The organism is Azoarcus sp. DN11 (assembly GCF_003628555.1).
In the GTDB taxonomy this organism is placed as follows: domain Bacteria; phylum Pseudomonadota; class Gammaproteobacteria; order Burkholderiales; family Rhodocyclaceae; genus Aromatoleum.
In genome coordinates, this window is the sequence record NZ_CP021731.1 from 3250011 (window position 1) to 3274918 (window position 24908).

Below are 24908 nucleotides of genomic sequence, written 5' to 3' on the forward strand. Positions count from 1 at the left end.
GGGCTTCGCAACCCATTGGACGTCGCAATCAAAATCCCTGCCGCGGCGCCCGTTCGGGACGGCGCGGCGCTCATGTTCAGGCCGCCGCCGGCTCCGCCAGGCGCAGCGCTTCCTCGATATCCACTTCCACGACGCGCGAGACGCCCTGCTCCTGCATCGTCACGCCCACCAGCTGTTGTGCGATCTCCATCGTGATCTTGCTGTGGCTGATGAAGACGAACTGCGTCTGCGATGACATCCGCTTCACCATCTGGCAATAACGCTCGGTATTCGTATCGTCCAGCGGCGCGTCGACCTCGTCAAGCATGCAGAACGGCGCCGGGTTCAACTGGAACATCGAGAACACCAGCGCGATCGCCGTGAGCGCCTTCTCGCCGCCCGACAGCAGGTGGATCGAGCTGTTCTTCTTGCCCGGCGGCTGCGCCACGATCTGGATGCCCGCGTCGAGGATCTCGTCCCCGGTGAGCACCAGCCGCGCCTGCCCGCCGCCGAAAAGCTGCGGGAACAGCGTGCTGAAATGCTGCGTCACGGTATTGTAGGTTTCCTGCAGCTGTTCGCGCGTCTCGCGGTCGATGCGCCGGATCGCATCCTCCAGCGTGTCGATCGCCTGCGTCAGGTCCTCGAATTGCGCATCGAGATAGCCCTTGCGCTCCTGCGCGCTACGCAACTCGTCGAGCGCCGCGAGGTTCACCTGCCCGAGTTCGGCGATCTCGCGCGCGAGCCGCGCGACTTCGCGCACCAGCGAATTTTCCCGCAGCTCCGGCGTGAGCAGCGGCTGCAGCACCGCCTCGTCGGCCTGCGCCTCGACCAGCCGTTCATCCAGCTGCGCCGCGGCGAGCTCCGCCGCCTGCACCGCCAGGCGCAGTTCGGCGACCCGCCCGCGTGCGGGCGCCGCCTCCTGCTCGGTGCGCAGGCGCAGCTCCTCGGTCTGCTTCAGCCCCATCGCCGCCGTTTCCAGCGCATCGCGCCGCGCCGCCAGCGCGGCCTCGCGGTTCCCTCGCAGTTCGAGCGCCGCCTGCAACGCGTCGCGGCTGCGGCCGCTGTCGGTCGCCTCCAGCTCGTGCCCGCGCGCCTCGATTTCGGTGACGATCCGCCCGATCTGCTCGGCCGCCAGTTGCAGGTTACGCGCGATATCGTCGAGCTTGCCTGCGCACTCGCGCTCGGAGAAGCGCGCTTCCTGCCGATCCCGGGCCAGCGCCTGCTCGAGCGAGCGCGTCTCCCGCAGCGCGTTGTCGCGCTCGGTCAGCACTTCCAGCGCGCCGTCGAGACGTTCGCGCTGCAGCTCGGCGAGTTCCTCCGCGCGAGCCTGCTCCATCTCCGCGCGGGCAAGGTGTTCGCGTTCGGTCGCTTCGAGGTGCTCGATGTCGTCGAGGTCGCGCGCGAGCTGCGCACGCCGCTCCTCCGCGCGCTGCCGTGCCTGCGTGAGCTTGAGGAGTTCGACCTGCTCCGCATGCACCTGTTGCTGCGCCGCCTGCAGTTCGCGCCGCAGCGCGTTGCCGCGCTCCTGCAACTCGGCCGCGACCCCTTCGGCCGCAATCAGCGCGTCGTGCGCGATACTGGCGTCCGTTTCGAGACTGCGCTGCTGCTCGGCCAGCCCGTCGATCTCGCGCTGGCGCTCCATCACGCCGTGCGTGCGGCTGTCCGGCGCGTAATGCACCAGCGCGTGCCGGGTCAGGATCTGACCCCGGGGTCCGACGATGCACTGGCCGGCCGGAATCTCGCCACGCCGCTCGACCCATGGCTCCAGCTCGTCGGCGGCCAGGCAGCCGCGCAGCCAGTCGGCGACGACCGGCCGCAGGCGTTCGTCGACGAAGCTGATCCTGTCCAGCAGCGCGAACGCCCCCGGCAGGGGCCCGGGCGCATCGACCGGAACCACCCCGTCGCCGAAGGCCAGCGCAAAGGAACTGGGCGGCGCGTCGCCGAACATCGCGCGCGCGGCTTCGCCCACGTCGCCGGTCAGCGCCGCGAGCCGCTCGCGCAGCATGGCCTCGACCGCCATCTCCCAGCCCGGCTCGACGCGCAGATCGCGCCACAACGGCGGCAGCTCCGTCAGCTTGTGGCGTTTCAGCCAGTCGCCGAGCTGCCCCTGCGACTGGACCTTGGCCTGCAGCTGGACGAGCGCATCGCGGCGTGCCCGCAGTTCCGTGAGGCGCCGCTGTACCTGCCGTTCGTGCTCGAGTGCGGCTTTCAGCGCGGCCTGCGCCTCCGGCAGCCGCGCCTGGGCGGTGCCGAGTTCTTCCTGGCACCGCTCCTGCTCCTCGCACAGGGCCTCGACGCGCCCCTCCTGCTGCGCGACGACGGCCTCGTCGGGGCCCTCGACGCCGCCCGATTCGCTCGCCAGGCGCCCGCGGCGCTGATTCAGCGCATCGATGGCGCGCACCGCACTCGCGCGATTCGCCTCCTCGACGCGCAGCTGCTGCTCGGTCTGCGCGAGCTCGCGCCGCGCCGACGCAACCGTCGTATCCGCCGCCTGCCGGGCGGATTCCGCCTCGGGCAGCCGGTCGGCGATCTCCGCGTGCCGCGCCTCGGCCTGCTCCGCGCGCAGCGCCGCGTTCTCCAGCAGCCCGCTCCAGCGCTCACGCTCCGCCCCCAGCGCCTCCTCGCGCGCACGCCAGTGCGCCTCGTCGGTCGCAAGCTGGGCAAGCCGCGCTTCGAGGCGCTTGCGCGCATCGTCCAGATGCCGCAGCTCCGCTTCCAGGCGCGTGACCTCGGCCGACACCGCGAAGAGGTCCGACTGCGCCGCGTGCGTCGCCTCGGACGCCTCGAAATGCCCCGCGCGCGCCTCCTCGACGGCGTTCTCCAGCTCCTGCAGGCGGGCGCTGTCGGCCTCCATCTTCGACGACAGCTGATTGAGCTCGCCCTCCAGCCGCGCCTGCCCGGCCCGCGCCTCGTTGCGCTTGAGCAGCCACAGGAGCTGCTGGCGCTGCGTGTGCGCGGCGTTCAGGTCGCGGTAGCGCGCAGCGATCTCCGCCTGCACCCCCAGATGGCCGATGCGTTCGCCCAGCTCCATGCGGATGTCTTCGAGGCGGGCGAGGTTGTCGCGCGCATCCGACAGCCGTCCTTCGGTTTCGCGGCGCCGCTCCCTGTACTTCGTGACGCCCGCGGCCTCCTCCAGGAAGCCGCGCACCTCTTCGGGGCGCGCCTCGATGATGCGCGAGATCATGCCCTGCTCGATGATCGCGTAGGCGCGCGGACCAAGGCCGGTGCCGAGGAACAGGTCGATGACGTCCTTGCGCCGGACCTGGACGTTATTCAGAAAGTAGGTGGACTCGCCGCTGCGGTCGAGCACGCGCTTGACCGAGATTTCCGCGTAGCGCGACCACTGCCCCGCCGCGCGCCCTTCCGCATTGTCGAACACGAGCTCCACGCTCGCGCGCGACACGGGTTTACGCGTCGTCGAACCGTTGAAGATGACGTCCTGCATCGACTCGCCGCGCAGGGCGCTGGCGCGCGTCTCGCCCAGCACCCAGCGCACCGCGTCGATGATGTTGGACTTGCCGCAGCCGTTCGGCCCCACCACGCCGACGAGATTGCCGGGCGTGAGCACCGTGGTCGGATCGACAAAGGTCTTGAAACCGGCGAGTTTGAGCTTGGAAAGACGCACGTCGGAACGGGGCCGGGTCGGATCGGAGCAGGAGTTAGGGCTGGCGTTGGAGCTGGAACTGGCCGGCCGGGGCCGGCGAAAGCGCGTCATGATACCATCGCGCGCTCGATGCCCCTGCCTTCAGACACAGGCGCATACCCACCGATACAAGCCGAAACAGTCCGCCGTGAATCCGAACCTCGACCGCCTCCAGCCCTATCCCTTCGAAAAACTGCGTGCGCTGCTCGACGGCGTCGTGCCTCCGGCCGACCTGAAGCTGATCCGCCTGTCGATCGGCGAGCCGCAGCACCCCACCCCGCCCTTCATCATGCAGGCCCTCACCGACAACCTGCAGGGGCTCGCGAACTACCCCGCGACGATCGGCGGAGACCCGCTGCGCGCGGCGATCGCCGGTTGGCTGGAGCGCCGCTTCGGCCTGCCGAAAGTCGATCCGGCGACCCAGGTCCTGCCCGTCAACGGCTCGCGCGAGGCGCTGTTCGCGTTCGCCCAGGCCGTGATCGACTCCGGCCGCCCCGGTGCCAAGGTGCTGAGCCCGAACCCCTTTTACCAGATCTACGAAGGCGCGGCCCTGCTCGCGGGCGCGGAACCGGTGTTCCTCAACAACCTGCCGGAAAACGGCTTCGGCTCGGATTTCGACGGCATTCCCGAGGCGGTGTGGCGCGACATCCAGCTCGTGTTCGTGTGCTCGCCGGGCAACCCGACCGGCCGCATGCTCTCGCAGTCGGAGTGGGCACGTCTCTTCGAACTGTCCGACCGCTACTGCTTCGTGATCGCCGCCGACGAGTGCTATTCCGAGATCTACTTTGACGACGACGCGCCCCCGATCGGCGCGCTGCAGGCCGCCCACGCGCTCGGGCGCACGGATTTCCGCAACCTGGTGATGTTCTCGAGCCTGTCCAAGCGCTCGAACGTGCCGGGCATGCGCTCCGGTTTCGTCGCCGGCGACGCAAAGGTGCTGAAGGCCTTCCTGCGCTACCGCACCTACCACGGCTGCGCGATGAGCCTGCCGATCCAGGCCGCCTCGGTCGCCGCGTGGAACGACGAGGCGCACGTGGTCGAAAACCGCCGCCTGTACCGCGAGAAGTTCGACCGCGCGATGCCGATCATCGCGCAGCACCTCAAGGTGCAGAAGCCCGACGCCGGTTTCTACCTGTGGGCGCAGACGCCCATCGCCGACACCGAGTTCGCCCGCCGCCTGCAGGCTGCATATAATGTCACGGTTCTGCCGGGCAGCTTCCTCGCCCGCGAATCGAACGGCGTCAATCCGGGCGCCGGGTTCGTGCGCATCGCCCTCGTGGCCGAAACGGCCGAATGCGTCGAGGCCGCCGAGCGCATCGCCGCCTTCTGCCAAACTCTTTGAAATACAAACGGACATCCCCCATGCAAGACCTGCAAAAGATCATCGACGACGCCTTCGAGAACCGCGCCAGCCTCTCGCCCTCCTCGGCCCCTTCGATCGTGCGCGACGCCGTTGCCACCGTCATCGCCGGACTGGACAGCGGCAAGCTGCGCGTGGCCGAGAAGATCGACGGCAACTGGACCGTCAACCAGTGGATCAAGAAGGCGGTACTGATTTCCTTCCGTCTGCGCGACAACGAGGTGCAGTCGGCCGGCGCGCTCAACTTCTTCGACAAAGTGCCGACCAAGTTCGGCGACTACACGCCGGAACAGTTCCGCGAAGGCGGCTTCCGCGTGGTGCCGCCGGCGGTGGCGCGCAAGGGCAGCTTCATCGGCAAGAACGTCGTGCTGATGCCGTCCTACGTGAACATCGGCGCCTACGTCGATGAAGGCACGATGGTCGACACCTGGGCCACCGTCGGTTCCTGCGCCCAGATCGGCAAGAACGTGCACCTGTCGGGCGGCGTCGGCATCGGCGGCGTGCTCGAGCCGGTGCAGGCCGGCCCCGTCATCATCGAGGACAACGTCTTCGTCGGCGCGCGTTCGGAAGTCGTCGAAGGCGTGATCATCGAGGAGAACGCCGTGTTGTCGATGGGCGTGTACATCGGCCAGAGCACCAAGATCTACGATCGCCAGACCGGCGAGGTCACCTACGGCCGCGTGCCGTCCGGCGCCGTCGTCGTGCCGGGCAGCCTGCCGTCGGCCGACGGCAAGTACAGCCTGTACTGCGCCGTGATCGTGAAGCGTGTCGACGCCCAAACCCGCGCCAAGACCGGCATCAACGAACTGCTGCGCGGCGCCTGATCGCCTGACTTGCTTTTCCGGGCGGCCACGGACGGCCGCCCGACACCGAAGCCCGCCCAATCACGCTCAGGAGAATCCCCGGATGATTTTCGACAAGCTGTTCCAACTGATGGCGGAAAAGCTCGCTTCGGACATCTTCGTCTCGGCCGGCGCACCGATCCACATCAAGATCCAGGGCATCACGATGCCGATCAACCAGCAGGTCATGGACCCCACCATGATCAAGCGGATGATCTACGAGATGATGAGCCCGGAGCAGATCGAGACCTTCGAGCGCGAGAAGGAGCTCAACCTGTCCTTCGGACGGCGCGACTTCGGCAACTTCCGGGTCAACGTGTTCTGGCAGCGGCACAGCATCGCGATCGTGGTGCGCTACATCCAGGGCGAGATCCCGTCGCTGGATTCGCTGGGCCTGCCGCCGGTGCTGTCCGAAGTCGTCACCGAGAAGCGCGGCCTGATCCTCGTCGTCGGTGCGACCGGTTCGGGCAAGTCGACGACGCTCGCGTCGATGATCGACCACCGCAACCGCAACCGCTCCGGCCACATCCTCACCGTCGAGGACCCGATCGAATACCTGTTCAAGCACCGCAAGTCGGTCGTGAACCAGCGCGAAGTCGGCATCGACACCCTCGGCTGGCACGAGGCGCTGCGCAACGCGATGCGCCAGGCGCCCGACTGCATCCTGATCGGTGAAATCCGCGACCGCGAGACGATGCAGGCCGCCCTGTCCTATTCGCAGACCGGCCACCTGTGCCTCGCGACGCTGCACGCGAACAACGCCTATCACGCGTTGAACCGCATCGTGAACTTCTTCCCGCTCGAGAACCGCTCGCTGCTGTATCTCGACCTCGCGGTCGCGCTGAAATGCATCATCTCGCAGCGCCTCGTGCGCAAGCCCGACGGCATGCGCATCCCGGCGGTCGAGATCCTCATGAACACCCGTCACGTCGCCGAGCTCGTCGAGCGCGGCGAACTGAACGAGGTCAAGGAAGCGATGCAGCAGAGCCTCGCCCCCGGGTCGCAGACCTTCGAGCAGGACCTCCACCGCCTGTACCGCGAAGGCATCATCACCTTCGACGAGGCACTCGCGAACGCCGATTCGCCGACCAACCTTGCCTGGCTGATCAACAACGCCCAGATCAACGCCGCGCCGAGCGCCGAGGGGGACGAACCTCCGCCGTCGGTCGATTTCGATTCGCAGAACAAGAGCACCGACGGCGCCTCGTTCAGCGAATTCGCGCTGCACCTCGACGATGATCCGGCGCGCTGATCCGCACTGACCAATCCTCTCGCGCCCCCGGCCCTGAACCAGGGCGGCACCTGCCGCCCGATCGCAATGACGAATCCTTCCCCGAACGCCACGTTCGCGCTCACCTGCGAACTCATTTCCCGCCCCTCGGTAACCCCCGAGGACAGCGGCTGCCTGGACCTCATCGCGTCGCGCCTCGCGCCGCTGGGCTTCCATTTCGAGCGCATCGACACCGGAGGCGTCTCCAACCTGTGGGCGCGCCGCGGCGACACCGGCCCCGTGCTGTGCCTCGCCGGCCACACCGACGTTGTCCCGACCGGCCCGCTCGACGCCTGGACCTCGCATCCCTTCGCACCGACCGTGCGCGACGGCCACCTCTACGGCCGCGGCGCGGCCGACATGAAGACCTCGCTGGCCGCCTTCGTCACCGCCATCGAACGCTTCGTCGCGGCCCATCCCGACCATGAAGGCTCGATCGCGCTGCTGCTGACCTCGGACGAGGAAGGCATTGCCGCCCACGGCACCGTGAAGGTCGTCGAGGCGCTGGCCGCACGCGGCGAAACGCTCGACTACTGCATCGTCGGCGAGCCGACGTCGGTGAAGGCCCTCGGCGACATGATCAAGAACGGCCGCCGCGGCTCGCTCTCCGGCACACTGCGCGTCAAGGGCGTGCAAGGCCACGTGGCCTACCCGCAGCTCGCACGCAACCCGATCCACGAGTTCGCGCCCGCGCTTGCCGAGCTGGCCGCGACGCGCTGGGACGACGGCAACGAATTCTTCCCGCCGACGACCTGGCAGGTCTCCAACATCCACGCCGGGACGGGCGCCAACAACGTGATCCCGGGCGAATGCGAAGTGCTGTTCAATTTCCGCTTCGCCTCGGTCAGCACCGCCGACGAACTCAAGCAACGCACCCATGCCGTGCTCGACCGGCACGGCCTCGACTACACGCTCGACTGGCACCTCTCCGGCAAGCCCTTCCTGACCGGCCGCGGCAAGCTGGTGGAGGCGATCGGCGGCGCGATCCGCGAGACGGTGGGCGTCGAGACCGAGCTGTCGACCAGCGGCGGCACTTCCGACGGCCGCTTCATCGCCGACATCTGCAAGGAAGTCGTCGAGTTCGGCCCGGTCAACGCCACCATCCACAAGCTCGACGAACGCGTCGCCGTCGACGCGATCGAACCGCTTTCCCTGATCTACGAACGCACCCTGCGCGCCCTCCTCGCGCGCTCACGAGACCGAGCATGACCGAACATTGCGAACACTGTGACAACGGCGAAGAACACGTCCACGAACACGAGAGCGGCCCCCTCGCCGAACTCGTGACGCTGCGCGACTGGCTGCGCTACGCCGTCACCCGCTTCAACCGCGCCGGCCTCTTCTTCGGCCACGGCTGCAACGACGCCTACGACGAAGCCGTGTGGCTGCTGCTGCATACGCTGTCGCTACCGCTCAACCGCCTCGAACCCTTCCTCGACGCCTGCATCACCGCGGAGGAACGCGAAGCGCTGTTCGAGGTCATCGAGCGCCGCGCCGAAGAACGTGTGCCGGCCGCCTACATCACGGGCGAAGCCTGGCTGGGCGACTTCCGCTTCCACGTCGATGAGCGCGTGATCGTCCCGCGCTCCTTCTTCGCCGAGATGCTCGAGAACGGCTTCGCCCCCTGGGTCGAGGACGCGGAGCGGATCGGCAGCGCGCTGGACTTGTGCACCGGCTCGGGCTGCCTGGCGATCCTCATGGCACACGCCTTCCCGAATGCCCGCGTGGTTGGCGCCGACCTTTCCGACGACGCGCTCGAAGTCGCGCAGCTCAACGTCGCCGAATACGGCCTCGAGGAACAGGTCGAGCTCGTGAAGAGCGACGTCTTCGACGGACTGGCCGGACGGCGCTTCGACCTCATCATCAGCAATCCGCCCTATGTCACCGCCGACTCGATGGAGACGCTGCCGGCCGAATACCTCCACGAACCCCGCATGGCGCTCGCCGCCGGCGAGGACGGTCTGGACGTCGTGCGCCGCATCCTCGCGCAGGCGCGCGCGCACCTCAATCCCGGCGGCGTCCTCGCCGTGGAAGTGGGACACAATCGTCACATCGTGGAAGCGGCGTTCCCGAAACTGCCGTTCGTCTGGCTGCCGTCTGCAGGCGGGGACGACATGGTTTTCGTGCTACGCGCCGAGGAACTGCCCAAGTCGCCGGCCTGAGGCCGGCTGGCAACACCGAGCCCCCGCCCGGGCGCACGAATGCGGGCGATCGACGACGGATCGCCCGCTACCGGTCGGAATTGAACTAACCTGCGGAAGGCGACGCCGGTTTCCGACGCCGCCGCGACGCCGCGGCTCAGGCCACTTCGTCGATCCAGGCCTGCTGGATGGCCTCGAGGACGCGCTCGCCGCAGTGCGTGGGATCGTCATCGAACTCGGGCAGGCCCATCACCCAGTTCATCAGGTCGACGAAATTCACGCGCGTCGGATCGGCTTCGGGAAACTTGTCCGCGAGCTGGATCGCGATTTCCTGCACCTCGGTCCACTTCATCAGTGCTTGCCCTCCCGGGCCATGTTGATGGTGTAGCGCGGAATCTCGACCACGAGCGGCGTTTCGCCGACCACCGCCTGGCAGGACAGGCGCGACTGCGGTTCCAGCCCCCACGCCTTGTCGAGGAGATCCTCCTCCTCTTCCTCCGCCTCGTTGAGCGAATCGAAACCTTCGCGCACGATCACGTGACAGGTCGTGCAGGCACAGGACTGCTCGCAGGCATGCTCGATCTCGACGCCGTTGCGCAGCAGCGCCTCGCAGATGGACGTGCCGGGTTCTGCCTCGATCACCGTCCCGTCGGGACAAAGTTCCACGTGCGGCAATACGATGATCTGCGTCATACCTGAATCTCATCCACCTTGTGACCCGCCAGCGCCTGACGGATGCTCTTGTCCATGCGGCGGGCGGCAAATTCGTTGGTAGCACGGGACAGCGCTTCCGTGCTGCGCTTGATGGCACGCGGATCGTGGCCGGCGGCCATGTCGCGCGTTTCGGCGATCGCGGCCTCGATGGCGGCACGCTCCTCGTCGCTCAGCAGGCCGCCATCCTGCTCCAGCGCGGCGAGCGTCGCCTCGATCACGCGATCGGCCTCGACCTGCTGCTCGCGCAGCGCGCGCACGTCGATGTCCTCGGACGCACGCTCGACGCCGTCGCGCAGCATACCGGCGATCTCGTCGTCGGTCAGCCCGTAGGACGGCTTCACCAGCACGCTGGCCTCGACGCCCGACGACATCTCGCGTGCCGACACCGACAGCAGACCGTCCGCATCGACCTGGAACGTCACGCGGATACGTGCCGCACCGGCCGCCATCGGCGGAATGCCGCGCAGCTCGAAGCGCGCCAGCGAGCGACAGTCGGCGACGAGTTCGCGTTCACCCTGCACGACGTGGAAGGCCATCGCCGTCTGGCCGTCCTTGTAGGTCGTGAATTCCTGCCCACGGGCGATCGGCAGCGTCGAGTTGCGCGGCACGACCTTCTCGGTCAGCCCACCCATCGTCTCGAGGCCGAGCGACAGCGGGATCACGTCGAGCAGCAGCCAGTCGTCGTCTTCCTTGCGGTTGCCTGCGAGCACGTTCGCCTGGATCGCCGCGCCCAGCGCGACGACCTTGTCCGGATCGAGGTTGGTGAGCGGCTCCTGGCCGAAGAAATCCGCCACCGCGCGCTGGATATGCGGCATGCGGGTCGCACCGCCGACCATCACGACGCCCTTGACGTCCTCGGGAGCGAGGCCGGCATCGCGCAGCACCTTGCGCATCGGTGCGACGGTCTTCTGCACGAGGTGCCTCGTCATGTCGGCGAACTGTTCGCGCGTCACGACCAGATCCACCTTCTCGCCGGTCGACAGCACCGCCTTGATCGTCGCCTCCTCGCAGGCGGTCAGCAATTCCTTGGCTTCGCGCGCCTTCATCAGCAGGCGTCGGGCGTCCTCGCTCGTGGGCGGATCGATCTCGCTCTGGTCCAGCGCCCAGCAGAACAGGCGGTGATCGAAGTCGTCGCCGCCCAGCGCCGCATCGCCGTTGGTCGCCAGCACCTCGAAAATGCCGTGCGAGAGCTTCAGGATGGACAGGTCGAAGGTGCCGCCGCCGAGGTCGTACACCGCATAGACGCCCTCCGCCGCGTTGTCGAGGCCGTACGCCACCGCGGCGGCGGTCGGCTCGTTGAGCAGCCGCAACACGTTGAGTCCGGCCAGCTTTGCCGCGTCCTTGGTCGCCTGCCGCTGCGCGTCGTCGAAATAGGCCGGCACGGTGATCACCGCGCCGGTGAGTTCGCCCCCCAGGCTCGCCTTCCCGCGCTCGCCGAGCACCTTGAGGATTTCGGCCGAGATTTCCACCGGGGACTTGATGCCCTGCACCGTGCGCAGGCGCAGCATTCCGCCCGCATCGACGAAGTCGTAGGGCATCGATTCGATGTAGGCGACATCCTTGAGGCCACGCCCCATGAAGCGCTTGACCGACATGATCGTGTTCTTCGGATCCGTCGCATGCGCGACCGCCGCACTGCGGCCGACCTCGACTTTGCCATCGGTGTGGTAGCGGACGATGGACGGAACCATTGACCGCCCCTCCTCATCCACCAGACACACCGCGATACCGTTGCGCACCGTCGCCACCAGCGAATTCGTGGTGCCGAGGTCGATGCCGACGGCAAGGCGGTGCTTGTGCGGCTCGGTCGACAGACCGGGCTCGGCAATCTGCAAAAGGGCCATCAGCTCTCCAGCGCCTCCAGGGCGTCGTCGATCTCGTGTTGGAGTTTTTCCATGAACATCAGGCGACGCACGGTCTCTGCGGCGCTCGCGTAGTCCTGCTCGTCGTCACACTGCCGCGCCAGTTCGTCGAAGACCTCGCGCGAATGCTGGCGCAGCCGCGCATGCAGTTGCGTGAGCTCCTCGGATTCACGCGCCGCGCGTGCTTCCTCGACCGCCTCGCGCCATTCCATCTGCTCCATCAGGAAGGCCGGGGACATCGCCGTATTCGTGTGCAGCCCGGCATCGACACCCATCAGCTCGAGCAGGTAGGTCGCACGCGGCAGGGGCTTGCGCAGCGTGCGGAAGCCCTCGTTCACCTGCGTCGCCCACTGCATCGACAGGCGCTTCTCGCTGTCGGGCAGATGCGCGAAGCGGTCGGGATGCACCCGCCCTTGCAGGTCATGGAAGGCGAGTTCCAGCGCGGCCTCGTCGATGCGAAACCGCCGCGGCAGCCCGAACAGTTCGAAGAAGTCCTGCTGGAAATCGATGCTCATCGGATCCGCGCTCGCCGCCTCAGACGTTGAAGCTCTCGCCGCAGCCGCACGAGTCCTTGACGTTCGGGTTGTTGAACTTGAAGCCTTCGTTCAGGCCCTCGCGCACGAAGTCGAGCTCGGTGCCATCGAGGTAAGCCAGGCTTTTCTGGTCGACGATGACCTTCACGCCGTTGCTCTCGAACACCACGTCGTCGTCATGCGTCTCATCGACGAACTCCAGACGGTAGGCCATGCCTGAACACCCCGAGGTCCGCACCCCGAGACGGATCCCCAAGCCCTTGCCGCGCTTGGCGATGAAGTTCGAAACGTGCTTGGCCGCGCTCGTGCTCACAGTGACGCTCATGATTCCGCCTCCCGATGTCAGCCTTCGTGCTTCTTCTTGTAGTCCGCCACTGCCGCCTTGATCGCGTCTTCCGCGAGGATCGAGCAGTGGATTTTAACCGGCGGCAGCGCAAGCTCGTCCGCGATCTGGGTGTTCTTGATCTCGAGCGCCTGTTCGACGGTCTTGCCCTTGACCCACTCGGTCACGAGCGAGCTCGACGCGATCGCCGAGCCGCAGCCGTAAGTCTTGAACTTCGCGTCCTCGATGACGCCGTCCTTGCCCACCTTGATCTGCAGCTTCATCACGTCGCCACAGGCCGGCGCGCCCACCATGCCGGTGCCCACGCCTTCGTCGTCCTTCGAGAACGCGCCGACGTTGCGGGGATTCTCGTAGTGATCGAGCACTTTTTCGCTGTATGCCATTTTCGTTCTCCTGTCTCAAGTGCTCAGTGGGCTGCCCACTGCACGCTATTCAGATCGACGCCTTCCTGCACCATTTCCCACAGCGGCGACAGTTCGCGCAGCTTGCCGATCTTCTCGTGCAGCAGGCGGATCGCGTAATCGACTTCCTCTTCGGTCGTGAAGCGGCCGATCGTGAAGCGGATCGAGCTGTGCGCCAGCTCGTCGTTGCGCCCCAGCGCGCGCAGCACATAGGACGGCTCCAGGCTCGCCGAAGTACAGGCGGAGCCGCTCGACACCGCGATGTCCTTGACCGCCATGATCAGCGATTCGCCCTCGACGTAGGCGAAGGAGATGTTGAGGTTGTGCGGAACGCGCTGCTCGAGGTCGCCGTTCACATAGGTCGCATCGAGATCCTGCAGGCCCTTCAGCAGGCGGTCGCGCAGCATGCGGATGCGCTCGTTCTCGACTTTCATCTCCTCGCGCGCGATGCGGAAAGCCTCACCCATGCCGACGATCTGGTGCGTCGCCAGCGTGCCCGAGCGCAGACCGCGCTCGTGGCCGCCGCCATGCATCTGCGCCTCGAGGCGCGCGCGCGGCTTGCGGCGCACGTACAGCGCGCCGATGCCCTTCGGGCCGTAGGTCTTGTGCGCCGAGAAGGACATCAGGTCGACCTTCAGCGTCTGCAGGTCGATGTCGACCTTGCCCGTCGCCTGCGCGGCATCGACGTGGAAAGTGATGCCCTTCTCGCGGCAGATCTCGCCGATCTCCGCGATCGGCTGGATCACGCCGATCTCGTTATTCACGAACATCGCCGACACGAGGATCGTGTCCGGGCGCAGCGCGTCCCTGAACGCGGCCAGATCGATCAGGCCGTTCTCCTGCACGTCGAGATAAGTCGCCTCGAAGCCCTGGCGCTCGAGCTCGCGGAAGGTGTCGAGCACGGCCTTGTGCTCGGTCTTCACCGTAATGATGTGCTTGCCCTTGCCCTTGTAGAACTGCGCGGCACCCTTGATTGCGAGGTTGTTCGATTCGGTCGCGCCCGACGTCCACACGATTTCCTTTGCGTCCGCATTGACCAGCGCAGCGACCTGCTCGCGCGCGTCCTCGACCGCCTTCTCGGCTTCCCAGCCGTAGGCATGCGAGCGGCTCGCCGGGTTGCCGAAATGTTCGGTAAGCCAGGGAATCATCGCCTGAGCGACGCGCGGATCGACCGGCGTTGTGGCGGAGTAGTCCAGGTAGATCGGAAACTTCAGCATCGGTATTCCTCCGTCGGTCGTTCGATTATTGGACCGCCACCGCGGTCAGGTTATTCAGTTCAGCGATCTGCCGGCCCAGGCAGGCCAGGAAATCGGTCACATCGTTTTCGCGCGTGTCGCGCCCCAGGCTGACCCGCACGGCGCCGCGCGCAATCTCGCGCTCGACCCCCATCGCGAGCAAGGTGTGCGACGGCTCCGGATTCGCGCTCGAACACGCGGAACCGCTCGCGCACGCGAACCCGGCGCGATCGAGCTTCGCCACCAGCGTTTCGCCGTCCAGACCCTGGGCGGCGAAGAATACGGTATTCGGCAGGCGCGGCACACCCGCGGAAAAAATCCGCATGCCATGCCCGGCCAATCCTGCCTCAAGACGATCGCGCAGCGCGGACAGCCGCGCATTCTCCTCGGACACGCGCGCCGCCGCCAGTTCGCAGGCGAGGCCGAAGCCGACGATCGCCGCAACGTTCTCGGTGCCGGAGCGCAAACCACGCTCCTGACCGCCGCCGGCAAGCAGCGGCGCAAGCTCCAGCCGCTTGTCGACCACCAGCGCACCGGCGCCCAGCGGACCGCCCACCTTGTGCGCCGACAGCGTCATCGCATTGACGCCCAGCGCGCGAAAATCAACGCCGATCTTGCCCAGGGCCTGCACCGCGTCAGTGTGAAACCAGGCGCCCGCTTCCCTCGCTTCGCGCGCCAGCGCCACGACATCCTGCAGCACGCCGGTCTCGTTGTTCGCGAGCATCACCGACACGAGCGCCGGCTTTGCCGCCAGCACAGCCTGCCAGTCGGAACTCTTGACCAGCCCCGTGCGGTCCACCGCGATCTCGCGCACCGTCCAGTCGGCGCGCCGCAACTGCTTCGCCGGCTCGCGCACACAGGGATGCTCGATCGCGCTGATCGCAATCAGCCCGGGCTTCATCAGGCCCGCAGCGCCCTTCACGAACAGGTTGTTCGCTTCGGTACCGCCGCTCGTGAAGATCACTTCGGTCGCATGGGCACCAACTGCGGCCGCCACCTTCGCGCGCGCCTCGTCGATCGCCGCGCGCGCCTGACGGCCATATTCATGCCGGCTCGACGCATTGCCGAAGCGGCTGCCCAGCCACGGCAGCATCGCCTCGCGCACCGCCGCATCGAGCGGTGCGGTAGCGTTCCAGTCGAGATAGACGGGGGCGAACACGCTGACGCGATCCCGTGTCAGGCCGCAGCCGCCTCGCGCATCGCAACCATCGCGCGCCGGCGCACGTCCTTGAGCACGCTCATGTCCGGATCCGCCTTGACCTCGCGATGGACCAACGCATTCAGCGTCACCGAGTCGAGATACTCATACATGCGCTTGTTGAGGTTCGCCCACAGGTCGTGGGTCAGGCAGCGATGCTCGTCCTGACAGTTCTGCTTTCCGCCGCACTGCGTCGCGTCGAGCGGCTCATCCACGGCGACGATGATGTCGGCGACGGTGATGCGCGACATGTCGCGCGCCAGCCGATAACCGCCACCCGGCCCCCGCACGCTGGAGACCAGCTTGTGACGACGCAGTTTGCCGAACAGCTGCTCGAGATACGACAGCGAGATCTTCTGCCGATCGGCAATACCCGCCAGCGTCACCGGACCCTCACTCTGGCGCGATGCCAGATCGATCATGGCGGTAACGGCAAATCGTCCTTTGGTGGTCAGTCTCATGTTGGAGCTCCTTCTATCGCGGAGATTCTCGCCCAGGGAAATACCCGAACGTTTCGCTCAACTATACGGAGCCCGACAAAATCAGTCAACTACTCGGATGTCACTCAGTCAACCATCTTCGATAGACGTTGCGCGTCGAACTCGTCGCTCTTCTCGATCGTCGCATCGAGGCTGAAACCCGCCTTCTCGAGCCGCTCGACCAGCAACTGGATGCGGCGATCGGTTTCCACCGCGTGATCGAGCAGGCCATGCAGCGCCTTCGTCAGCGGATCATCCATCTGCTTCGTCACGCCATAGGCCGAGAATCCCATCTGCTCGGCCTTCTGCTCGCGCGCACGGTCACGCGCGTTGTCACGGTCCGGCTCGATGACCCGCGCCGGGTTGCCCACGGCGGTCGCACCCGCCGGCACCGGTTTCACGACGACAGCGTTGGAGCCGACGCGCGCGCCATCCCCGACCGTGAAGCCCCCCAGCACCTTGGCGCCCGCGCCGATCACGACGCCCTTTCCCAGCGTCGGATGACGCTTGGTGCCGCGATAGAGCGAGGTGCCGCCCAGCGTCACCGCCTGATAGATCGTGCAGTCGTCGCCGATCTCCGCCGTCTCGCCGATCACCACGCCCATGCCATGATCGATGAAGACCCGCCTGCCGATCGTGGCCCCCGGGTGGATCTCGATCCCGGTAAGGAAACGGCTGACGTGGCTGACGAAACGCCCGACCCAGTAGAACCCGCGCGTCCACGCCGCATGCGCGAACCGGTGCATGAAGAGCGCATGCACGCCCGGGTAGCAGGTCAGCACTTCCCAGGTCGAGCGGGCCGCGGGGTCGCGCTCGCGAACGCTGGCCAGATCTTCGCGCAGACGTCTGAACATGAATGATTGCTCCGGTGTCCGAATGTCAATTCCCGACGATTTTAGTCAGCTTTGCGTTCAAACGCACTAATAATGCCGCGAAGGATGTTTACTTCCTCCCTTTCGAGCCGGACGCGACCGAACAGGCGCCGCAAACGCTGCAACAGACGTTTCGGATTGGCGGGATCGTAGAAACCGCTGACCGTCATCGCCCTTTCCAGGTGGCGATGAAAACCTTCCACGTCCTCAAACGGCGCCAGGTCGGGCAGCGACTCCGCGGGCGGCGCCGGATCCAGCGCCGTCATCCGCAGCTCATAGCACAGCAACTGCACCGCGGCACCAAGGTTGAGCGACGAAAAACCGGGGTTGGCCGGAATCGTCACCGGCATCGAGCAGAGCCCGACCTCGTCGTTCGTGAGCCCGCTCGTTTCGTTGCCGAACACCAGCGCCACCTCGCCCTTACCGGCGAACGACACCAGCTCCGGAGCGGCCTCGCGCGCGTTGCGCACCGGCACCGAGCGCTCGCGCCGTCGTGCCGTGACGGCGGCCGACAGGATCGTGCCTTCGAGCGCCTCCTCGAGCGAGCCGACAACCCGCGCGGCCGCCAGGAGGTCGCCGGCCCCGGAGGCGCGCGCGTCCGCCACCGGATCGGGGAAGGAGGCGGGCTCGACCAGCCACAGCCGGCTCAGCCCCATCGTCTTCATCGCGCGCGCAGCGGCGCCGATGTTGCCGGGATGGCTGGTACGGGAAAGTACGATACGGATGCGGTCGAGCGCGATGGCGCCGTTCATATTAAAATACTTCGTTTTATTGGAATTCTTTCGAGCGGGGCGCTCACCGGGCGCCCCGCTCCAACGAGACCGACGCGCATGCACCCCACCCTCAACATCGCAGTGAAAGCCGCCCGCCGCGCGGGCTCCATCATCAATCGCGCCTCGCTGCAGCTGGACCAGGTGTCGGTCCAGGCGAAGTCTCCGAACGATTTCGTCACCGAGGTCGACCAGGCTGCCGAAGCCGCCATCATCGAGGTCCTGCGCGAGGCATACCCGGAGCACGGCATTCTAGCAGAGGAGTCCGGCGTGTCCGCGGAGTCGTCCGACAGCGAATACCAGTGGATCATCGACCCGATCGACGGCACGACGAACTTCATCCATGGCTTCCCGCAGTATGCGATCTCGATCGCCCTCGCAAAAGGCGGCGTGCTCGAGCAGGCCGTCATCTATGACGTCACGCGCAACGAACTCTTCACAGCCACCAAGGGGCGCGGCGCCTTCCTCAACGACCGCCGCATCCGCGTCTCGAAGCGCGTGCGCCTGAACGAATCGCTGATCGGCACGGGTTTCCCGTTCCGCGAATTCGACAATGTCGACGCCTATCTCGGGATGTTCAAGGACCTCACGCAGAAAACCGCCGGCATCCGCCGCCCCGGCGCGGCGTCGCTCGACCTCGCCTACGTCGCCTGCGCCCGTCTCGACGGCTTCTGGGAAATGGGGCTGCAACCCTGGGACATGGCGGCCGGCGTGCTGCTGATCCAGGAAGCCGGCGGACTCGTCAGCGACCTGGCCGGTGAAACGGCCTTCATGGAAACCGGCAACGTCGTCGCCGGCACGCCGAAGATCTTCGGGCAGCTGCTGCCCATCATCCAGGCCCACCGCACGGCGACGCTGCGCGCCTGAGCAGGCCCAAGCGGACCGGGCAATCCGGTCCGCATTCGCCGGTCGACGCCACAACGGGCGAATTCGGTACGATGCACGCACAACCGGCACGTCCTCCCATCCTTCCCACTCCCGGACGCCCATGAATCCCACCGCCGAATCCTTTGCCCAGCTCGAGCTGAGCCCCGCCATCCTCGAAGCCCTGGCCGACATCGGATATGAGACTCCGTCGCCCATTCAGGCCGCCTGCATCCCGCACCTGCTCGCGGGCGACGACCTGCTGGGCGAAGCCCAGACCGGCACCGGCAAGACGGCGGCGTTCGCCCTGCCCCTACTCGACCGCCTTGACCTCGCCGTGCGGCAGCCACAGGTCCTGGTGCTCGCGCCCACGCGCGAACTCGCCATCCAGGTCGCCGAGGCGTTTCAGCGCTATGCGAAGAACCTGCCCGGCTTCCATGTGCTGCCGATCTACGGCGGCCAGAGCATGGTCGTGCAGCTGCGCCAGCTGAGCCGCGGCGCGCACGTCGTGGTGGGCACCCCGGGGCGCGTGATGGACCACATCGAGCGCCGCAGCCTCAACCTCGACGGCCTCAGGACCCTCGTGCTCGACGAGGCCGACGAGATGCTGCGCATGGGCTTCATCGACGATGTCGAGTGGATCCTCGAGCACGTGCCGGCAGAGCGGCAGACGGCGCTGCTCTCCGCGACCATGCCCGATGCAATCCGGCGCGTCGCGCACCGCTACCTGAGCGAGCCGCGGGAAGTGAAGATCAAGGCCGCCACCGCGACGGTCACGACGATCCGCCAACGTTTCTGCCAGATCGCGGTCGCGCACAAGCTCGACGCGCTCACGCGCATCCTCGAGGTCGAGGAGGATTTCGATGCCGCCATCGTGTTCGTGCGCACCAAGACCGCGACCGTCGAGCTCGCCGAGAAGCTCGAAGCACGCGGCTATGCGGCGGCGGCACTGAACGGCGACATGACCCAGCAGCTGCGCGAGCGCGTGATCGAGCAGCTCAAGGGCGGCAGCCTCGACATCGTCGTCGCGACCGACGTCGCCGCCCGCGGCCTGGACGTACCGCGCATCAGCCACGTCATCAACTACGACATTCCGTACGACACCGAGGCCTACGTTCACCGCATCGGCCGCACCGGACGCGCGGGCCGCACCGGCACCGCCATCCTCTTCGTCGCACCGCGCGAGGCGCGCATGCTGAAGGTCATCGAGCGGGCGACGCGCCAGCCGATCGAGCCGCTGCAACTGCCGTCGCGCGAAGCGGTCGCGGACAAGCGGGTTGCCGCCTTCCGCCAGCAGGTCGCCACGGTGCTCGAATCCGAGGACCTCGACTTCTTCCACGAGGTCGTCGCCGGCATCGAAGACAGCCACGCTGCGGACATCCACGACATCGCCGCCGCGCTCGCCTTCCTCGCACAGCGCGAACGCCCCCTGCAGCTGCCTGGCAGCGGACCGGACATCGCGATGCAATCGGTCCCGCGCCCGGAGCGCCCGCCGCGCGAGAACCGCGACGCGATCCTGCAGCGCCGGCGCGAATTCTCGGACGGCCACCTGCAGCGCTACCGCATCGAGGTCGGCCGCAACCAGCAGGCAACCCCGAAGGACATCGTCGGCGCGATCGCGAACGAAGCCGGCATCGAAAGCCGCTTCATCGGCCAGATCAACCTCTACGAGGATTACAGCACCGTAGAGCTGCCGAGCGATTTGCCGCAGGACATGCTCGAAATCCTGCGCCGCGTGCGCATCAGGCAGCGTCAGCTCAACATCCGCCCGCTCGACTACGACGAGGCGCAGCGCGACGCCGCCCGCCCGCGCCCGGGCCCCGGCCCGCGCTTCGGCACGAAGCCCGACCACCGCCGCGACGACGCCCCCCGCAAGCCCTTCGCGAAGCCTTGGGACAAGCCCGCAGGCAAGCCGGCCGGCGATCGCCCGCATGCGGACAAATCCTTCCACGGCGAGCGCCGCGACACGCGCAGCACAGGCTTCAAGCCGGGCAAGAAAAAACCCCAGCGCGATCGCTGAAGACAGAATGATTACAGGTAGTTGACGCCATCAAAATACGACCTATAATGGCGGTCTTTCGCGGGAATAGCTCAGTTGGTAGAGCGCAACCTTGCCAAGGTTGAGGTCGCGAGTTCGAGACTCGTTTCCCGCTCCAGATTTTCGGAAAGGCTCCGTAAAGCCTTTTCCCCGATCGAGACGCATCGGAAAGTCAGGCCAGACAAGTGGCGCGATAGCAAAGCGGTTATGCACCGGATTGCAAATCCGTGTAGGTCGGTTCGACTCCGGCTCGCGCCTCCAGAAGTACATGCGGGAATAGCTCAGTTGGTAGAGCGCAACCTTGCCAAGGTTGAGGTCGCGAGTTCGAGACTCGTTTCCCGCTCCAGCATTTGACAAAGGGAAGGTGCCGATGCACCTTCCCTTTTTGTCTTTTGCAGAGCGCTCGCCATGCCCCGCGTCCGTCACTCCGATTTTGCCGATCCGGAAAGGATCGCTCTCCCGCAGCACGCCGTGCTCCCGGATTACCGTGACGGCGGCCTCTTCGCCCTGATCCGGCAACTCCGCGACTATCTCGACGGCCGACCGTGGCAGCCGCCCGGGGCGCCCGCCGCCTCCCGTGTCGACACAGGTCCGCGCAAGCTTGTCTTCATCCTGATCGACGGCCTGGGCGACATGTTCCTGCAGCGCACCGGCACAAACGGCGCCCTGCTCGCACACCGCACCGGCCGGCTCACCTCGGTATTCCCGAGCACCACCGCGAGCGCCGTCACGACGACGATGACGGGCCTCGCACCAGCCCGCCACGGTCTCACCGGGTGGTTCATTCGCGACCGGCGCTTCGGTGGCGTCATCGCGCCGCTGCCGACCATGCGCCGCGATCGCTCCCCGATCAGGGCACCCCTCACCGTACCCCGCCTGTTTTCCTACCGCACGCTCTTCCAGCGACGCAAACATCCCTCGGTCTTCGTCTCGCCCCGCGATCTCGCCTTTTCCCCCTACTCGTCCCGCCACAGCCGCGGTGCCGATACGGTCGCGTACAAGGGCCTGCAAGGGATGATCGACGCCATCGTCGAGACGATCGCGGCGAGCGGAACCGGGCGGATGCTGGTGCACGCCTACTATCCGACGTTCGACGGCCTCAGCCACGCCTACGGCTGCAATTCCAACGAAGTCATCACGCACTTCGGACGCATCGACGCCGCGTTCAACCAGCTCATCGAGCGGCTCCGGGGCAGCAATACGGACATCGTCCTGACCGCCGACCACGGCTTCATCGATTCGCCGCCCGAATGCGCGATGGACCTCGACACGCTGCCCGGTTTGCACGGCATGCTCACGGCCCCGCTGTTCGGCGAGCGGCGCGCGACCTTCTGTGCCGTGCGTCAGGGCGCCGATCGGGACTTCGAGCAGATGGCGCGTGAATGCCTGGCAGGCAAGGCCACCGTGTCGCGCTCGGCCGACCTGATCGGCTTCGGCCTGTTCGGGCCGGGGAAGCCCCATCCGCGACTGCAGGAACGGGTCGGCAGCCATGCCCTGCTGATGGAGACGGGCTGGACGCTGCGCGACCACGTCCCGGGCGAGCAGGAACACGCGATGATCGGTGTCCACGGCGGACTGTCGGCCGACGAAATGTGGATTCCCCTGGTCGAGGCGCGCTGCTGAAGATCCGCCGGCCCCCCGGCTCAGTGCAGATCCTCGTCCGCCGGCAACGGCAGCACGGCGATGCCCTCGTCGAGCAATTCGCCGACATCGTCGCGCGTCGCGCGGCCGCGGATGTTGCGCGCCTGGCTCTCGCCGTGATGAATGCGGCGCGCCTCGTCGGCAAAACGGTCGCCCACATCCTCGGATTCGCGCCCCAGGCGGCGGAGCATCGCCACCGCGGCCGCCACGACATCCGGCTCGGCCGCGGCCGGTGCTGGCCGGGTCATCGCAGGCTGAGTGGGCGCTCCTCGATCGCGCACCGGCGCCGAGGCGCCAGTATTCACGTAGGGCGCGGAGGGGCGGCGCGAGATGGCCGTCGACCCGCACACCGGACAGGAGATCAGTTCCCTCTCGCGCTGGTCCTCGAAAGCTGCGGACGAAGCGAACCACCCCTCGAAGAGGTGCTCATGCTCGCAACTGAGGTTGAGAACGATCACGTGAACTTCCGGAGTCGGACAACTATGAGACAGACACGTGCCGACGCGCGGTGGTGCCGGGAACGGGACTCGAACCCGTACGCCAAGGGCCGCAGATTTTAAGCCAGAGCATGGAGTCCGCACCGGGGTAACGCTGGGCTTGGATACAGCTTGCTGTGGCAGGTTTTCCGTAGAGCCAACGTCTTGGATCATATGCCGGTGCGCGATGCAAACCGCCCCGGTTCTCTTTTGCTTGGCTCCTAGCCGGCTCCTGGAATCGGTGGACTCTAGGAGCGACAAATGGCAAAGATCAAGCTAACCAAAAGCGTTGTTGACGCGGCTCAGGCACAGACCTGCGACCTTGAACTCCGGGACACGATCGTTCCGGGCTTCTTGTGCAAGGTTACACCAACCGGCCGCAAAGTATTCATGCTTCAGTACCGAACGAACTCCGGCGTTCGCCGCAAGCCGGCGCTGGGCCAGTTCGGTGAACTGACCGTCGAACAGGCGCGGTCGCTGGCACAGGACTGGCTGGCTGAAGTCCGGCGCGGCGGCGACCCCGGCCACGACAAGGGCGAAGCCCGCAAGGCACCGACGGTCAGGGAACTGTGCGGCCGGTTCATGGAAGACCACTCCAAGCTGCACAACAAACCGAGTACGCAGGACGGCTACCAGTACCAGATCGACAACTTCGTCATCCCAGCCTTCGGAACGAAAAAGGTCCACGAGGTTACCCGCCACGACATCACCGCGCTGATGAAGCGCATGGAGAAGTCCCCCACGCAGGCCAACCGCGTGCTGTCGCTCGTTCGCAAGATGTTCAACCTGGCTGAACTGTGGGGCTACCGTCCCGACGGCTCTAATCCTTGTCGCCACGTACCCAAGTACCCGGAGAAAGGGTCGACCCGCCTCATCACCGACGAGCAGATGGTCAGCCTGTTCGCCTACTTGGACAAGGCCGAGGCCAAGGGGCTGGAGCATCCGATCTATCTGCTGGCCGTCCGGCTGCAATTCGAGTTCGCAGCCCGCATGTCGGAAATCCTGCTGTTGCAGTGGGATTGGCTCGACTTGCCCAATGGCCGGGTTGTCTGGCCGGACAGCAAGACGGGCGATATGTCGAAGCCGTTGAGCGAGGAAGCCCGTCGGCTGCTGACGAACGCGCCTCGCTATGGCAAATCGCCCTACGTCTGCCCTGCTATCAACGATCACGACAAACCACTCGGCCCCCATTCCTACTACCAGGCATGGCGCCGCATTCTCGACCGCGCCGGCGTGCCGAAGGTTGGCACCCATGGCATCCGCCACCGCTCGGCGACCGATATTGCCAACTCCGGTATCCCGGTCAAGGTTGGCATGGTGCTGACCGCGCACAAGACCGTGGCGATGTTCATGCGCTACGTCCATACCGAGGACGACCCCGTGCGCAAGGCGGCCGAATTGGTGGCGAGCAGGCGCAAGTCGGTCGTCGGTACGCGCCAAGAACCGAAGGAGGTGACCACATGACCAGTGGCCAGCGATCAACCCAGTCGGCCCGGCGCCCCTCCCCACCCGTGCATCGCGCGGCGGCCTGGAAAAGTGTGCCCGTTTCGGGTATAGTTTGGAGGTCAAGATGACGCGCGTTCTCAAGCGAAAGGACTTTGCGCGGTGGCAGGCGAGCGAAAAGCTGCCTGATGCCGCCTTGTGCAAGGCGGTTCAGGAGATGGAAAGCGGTCTGATTGACGCGGACTTGGGCGGCTTCCTCTACAAGAAGCGGGTTGCCCGCCCCGGCGGCGGCAAGAGCGGTGGTTACCGCACGTTGCTGTCGGCTCGGATCGGTAGCCGCTACGTGTTCCTGCATGGGTTCCCCAAGAGTGACAAGGCGAACATCACGCAGGACGAAAAGAAAGCGCTGCAATTCGCCGGTAAGGTGTTTCTGGAACTGTCCGCCGAGGCTTTGTCGAAGGCGCTGCAGTCGGGCGTGTTATTGGAGGTGCATTGTGAGCAAGATCATTGAATCCCTGCGTGGCGACCTGGCTGCGCTCCACGAAGCAGGAGCGATCAGTAAGGTGACGATGCGCGAGTTCGACGCGATCTGCCCGCCGCCGGTGCGGGAGTTCAGCGCTGCCGACATCAAACGCCTGCGCGAAGCCTTGAAGTTCAGCCAGCCGGTGTTCGCTCTGCATTTGCACACGTCGACCTCGACCGTGCGCAAATGGGAGCAAGGCGACACCCATCCCACGGGGCCGGCACTCAAACTGCTGAACGTCATCGCCGACAAGGGCCTGCAGGCCATCATCTGACGCTTGA

At 66.5% G+C, this 24908-nt stretch carries 24 protein-coding genes and 3 tRNA genes; 14 read left to right on the plus strand and 13 right to left on the minus strand.

From position 1 onward, the window contains the following. Window positions 1-76: 76 nt before the first annotated feature. Entirely contained in the window at window positions 77-3604 is a 3528-nt protein-coding gene (gene smc / locus CDA09_RS14920; protein ID WP_121429372.1) for a chromosome segregation protein SMC, read from the minus strand. Window positions 3605-3770: 166 nt separating this feature from the next. On the opposite strand from smc, the gene dapC reads away from it, so the two are divergent. From dapC to prmB, 5 genes are all read left to right on the plus strand, one after another. Then, a complete protein-coding gene (gene dapC / locus CDA09_RS14925) occupies window positions 3771-4964 on the plus strand; it encodes a succinyldiaminopimelate transaminase (protein WP_121429373.1) in 1194 nt (397 codons plus the stop codon). A gap of 20 nt (window positions 4965-4984) precedes the next feature. Beyond that, window positions 4985-5806, plus strand: a complete 822-nt coding sequence (gene dapD, locus CDA09_RS14930; protein WP_121429374.1) for a 2,3,4,5-tetrahydropyridine-2,6-dicarboxylate N-succinyltransferase — start codon at window positions 4985-4987, stop codon at window positions 5804-5806. An 82-nt stretch (window positions 5807-5888) separates the two neighbouring features. Next, the gene (locus tag CDA09_RS14935) at window positions 5889-7076 is read left to right on the plus strand and encodes a PilT/PilU family type 4a pilus ATPase (RefSeq protein WP_121429375.1); all 1188 of its coding nucleotides are present in this window, start codon (window positions 5889-5891) and stop codon (window positions 7074-7076) included. 66 nt (window positions 7077-7142) lie between these two features. Further along, a complete protein-coding gene (gene dapE / locus CDA09_RS14940) occupies window positions 7143-8303 on the plus strand; it encodes a succinyl-diaminopimelate desuccinylase (RefSeq protein ID WP_121429376.1) in 1161 nt (386 codons plus the stop codon). Then, complete coding sequence (gene prmB, locus CDA09_RS14945) at window positions 8300-9256, plus strand: 50S ribosomal protein L3 N(5)-glutamine methyltransferase (protein ID WP_121429377.1); 957 nt, start codon at window positions 8300-8302, stop codon at window positions 9254-9256. The genes dapE and prmB overlap by 4 nt, the downstream gene beginning before the upstream one ends. A gap of 136 nt (window positions 9257-9392) precedes the next feature. Here the strand turns inward: prmB and iscX are convergent, their stop codons facing one another. The 11 genes from iscX to CDA09_RS15000 form a co-directional block, all read right to left on the minus strand. Next, complete coding sequence (gene iscX / locus CDA09_RS14950) at window positions 9393-9587, minus strand: Fe-S cluster assembly protein IscX (RefSeq protein WP_121429378.1); 195 nt, start codon at window positions 9585-9587, stop codon at window positions 9393-9395. Beyond that, entirely contained in the window at window positions 9587-9928 is a 342-nt protein-coding gene (fdx, locus tag CDA09_RS14955) for an ISC system 2Fe-2S type ferredoxin (RefSeq protein WP_121429379.1), read from the minus strand. The genes iscX and fdx overlap by 1 nt, the downstream gene beginning before the upstream one ends. Next, complete coding sequence (hscA, locus tag CDA09_RS14960; protein ID WP_121429380.1) at window positions 9925-11793, minus strand: Fe-S protein assembly chaperone HscA; 1869 nt, start codon at window positions 11791-11793, stop codon at window positions 9925-9927. The genes fdx and hscA overlap by 4 nt, the downstream gene beginning before the upstream one ends. Then, the gene (gene hscB, locus CDA09_RS14965; protein WP_121429381.1) at window positions 11793-12326 is read right to left on the minus strand and encodes a Fe-S protein assembly co-chaperone HscB; all 534 of its coding nucleotides are present in this window, start codon (window positions 12324-12326) and stop codon (window positions 11793-11795) included. The genes hscA and hscB overlap by 1 nt, the downstream gene beginning before the upstream one ends. Window positions 12327-12345: 19 nt before the next feature. Beyond that, complete coding sequence (gene iscA, locus CDA09_RS14970) at window positions 12346-12669, minus strand: iron-sulfur cluster assembly protein IscA (RefSeq protein WP_121429382.1); 324 nt, start codon at window positions 12667-12669, stop codon at window positions 12346-12348. A gap of 17 nt (window positions 12670-12686) precedes the next feature. Then, window positions 12687-13070 (minus strand): Fe-S cluster assembly scaffold IscU, encoded by a 384-nt coding sequence (gene iscU / locus CDA09_RS14975; protein ID WP_121429383.1) that lies wholly within the window; start codon window positions 13068-13070, stop codon window positions 12687-12689. 23 nt (window positions 13071-13093) lie between these two features. Continuing rightward, window positions 13094-14305 (minus strand): IscS subfamily cysteine desulfurase, encoded by a 1212-nt coding sequence (locus CDA09_RS14980; protein WP_121429384.1) that lies wholly within the window; start codon window positions 14303-14305, stop codon window positions 13094-13096. 25 nt (window positions 14306-14330) lie between these two features. Beyond that, window positions 14331-15482, minus strand: a complete 1152-nt coding sequence (locus CDA09_RS14985) for a cysteine desulfurase family protein (protein WP_121429385.1) — start codon at window positions 15480-15482, stop codon at window positions 14331-14333. A 17-nt stretch (window positions 15483-15499) separates the two neighbouring features. Further along, window positions 15500-15982 (minus strand): Fe-S cluster assembly transcriptional regulator IscR, encoded by a 483-nt coding sequence (gene iscR / locus CDA09_RS14990; protein WP_121429386.1) that lies wholly within the window; start codon window positions 15980-15982, stop codon window positions 15500-15502. 104 nt (window positions 15983-16086) lie between these two features. Next, entirely contained in the window at window positions 16087-16854 is a 768-nt protein-coding gene (cysE, locus tag CDA09_RS14995; protein WP_121429387.1) for a serine O-acetyltransferase, read from the minus strand. 41 nt (window positions 16855-16895) lie between these two features. Further along, window positions 16896-17624 carry an RNA methyltransferase gene (locus CDA09_RS15000; protein ID WP_121429388.1) on the minus strand — a complete coding sequence of 243 codons (729 nt, stop codon included), beginning with the start codon at window positions 17622-17624 and terminating at the stop codon, window positions 16896-16898. 78 nt (window positions 17625-17702) lie between these two features. Between CDA09_RS15000 and CDA09_RS15005 the strand changes: the two genes are divergently transcribed. From CDA09_RS15005 to CDA09_RS15030, 6 genes are all read left to right on the plus strand, one after another. Beyond that, complete coding sequence (locus tag CDA09_RS15005; RefSeq protein WP_121429389.1) at window positions 17703-18509, plus strand: inositol monophosphatase family protein; 807 nt, start codon at window positions 17703-17705, stop codon at window positions 18507-18509. 121 nt (window positions 18510-18630) lie between these two features. Beyond that, window positions 18631-20526, plus strand: coding sequence for a DEAD/DEAH box helicase (locus CDA09_RS15010; protein WP_121429390.1), 1896 nt, complete (start codon window positions 18631-18633; stop codon window positions 20524-20526). A gap of 60 nt (window positions 20527-20586) precedes the next feature. Next, window positions 20587-20662: transfer RNA gene (locus CDA09_RS15015), tRNA-Gly, on the plus strand. A 69-nt stretch (window positions 20663-20731) separates the two neighbouring features. After that, window positions 20732-20805, plus strand: a tRNA-Cys gene (locus CDA09_RS15020). A 9-nt stretch (window positions 20806-20814) separates the two neighbouring features. Further along, window positions 20815-20890: transfer RNA gene (locus tag CDA09_RS15025), tRNA-Gly, on the plus strand. A gap of 62 nt (window positions 20891-20952) precedes the next feature. Then, window positions 20953-22167 (plus strand): alkaline phosphatase family protein, encoded by a 1215-nt coding sequence (locus CDA09_RS15030; protein WP_121429391.1) that lies wholly within the window; start codon window positions 20953-20955, stop codon window positions 22165-22167. Between the two features lie 20 nt (window positions 22168-22187). Here the strand turns inward: CDA09_RS15030 and CDA09_RS15035 are convergent, their stop codons facing one another. Then, on the minus strand, window positions 22188-22643 hold the full coding sequence (locus CDA09_RS15035) for a DUF1178 family protein (protein WP_121429392.1): 456 nt from the start codon (window positions 22641-22643) through the stop codon (window positions 22188-22190). 279 nt (window positions 22644-22922) lie between these two features. On the opposite strand from CDA09_RS15035, the gene CDA09_RS15040 reads away from it, so the two are divergent. From CDA09_RS15040 to CDA09_RS15050, 3 genes are all read left to right on the plus strand, one after another. Next, window positions 22923-24125, plus strand: a complete 1203-nt coding sequence (locus CDA09_RS15040; protein ID WP_121429393.1) for a tyrosine-type recombinase/integrase — start codon at window positions 22923-22925, stop codon at window positions 24123-24125. A gap of 106 nt (window positions 24126-24231) precedes the next feature. Further along, window positions 24232-24615: a type II toxin-antitoxin system RelE/ParE family toxin gene (locus CDA09_RS15045; protein WP_121430883.1), complete on the plus strand. Its 384-nt coding sequence runs from the start codon at window positions 24232-24234 to the stop codon at window positions 24613-24615. Further along, window positions 24599-24901, plus strand: a complete 303-nt coding sequence (locus CDA09_RS15050; protein ID WP_121429394.1) for a helix-turn-helix domain-containing protein — start codon at window positions 24599-24601, stop codon at window positions 24899-24901. Before CDA09_RS15045 ends, CDA09_RS15050 begins: the two co-directional genes overlap by 17 nt. Window positions 24902-24908 lie beyond the last annotated feature (7 nt).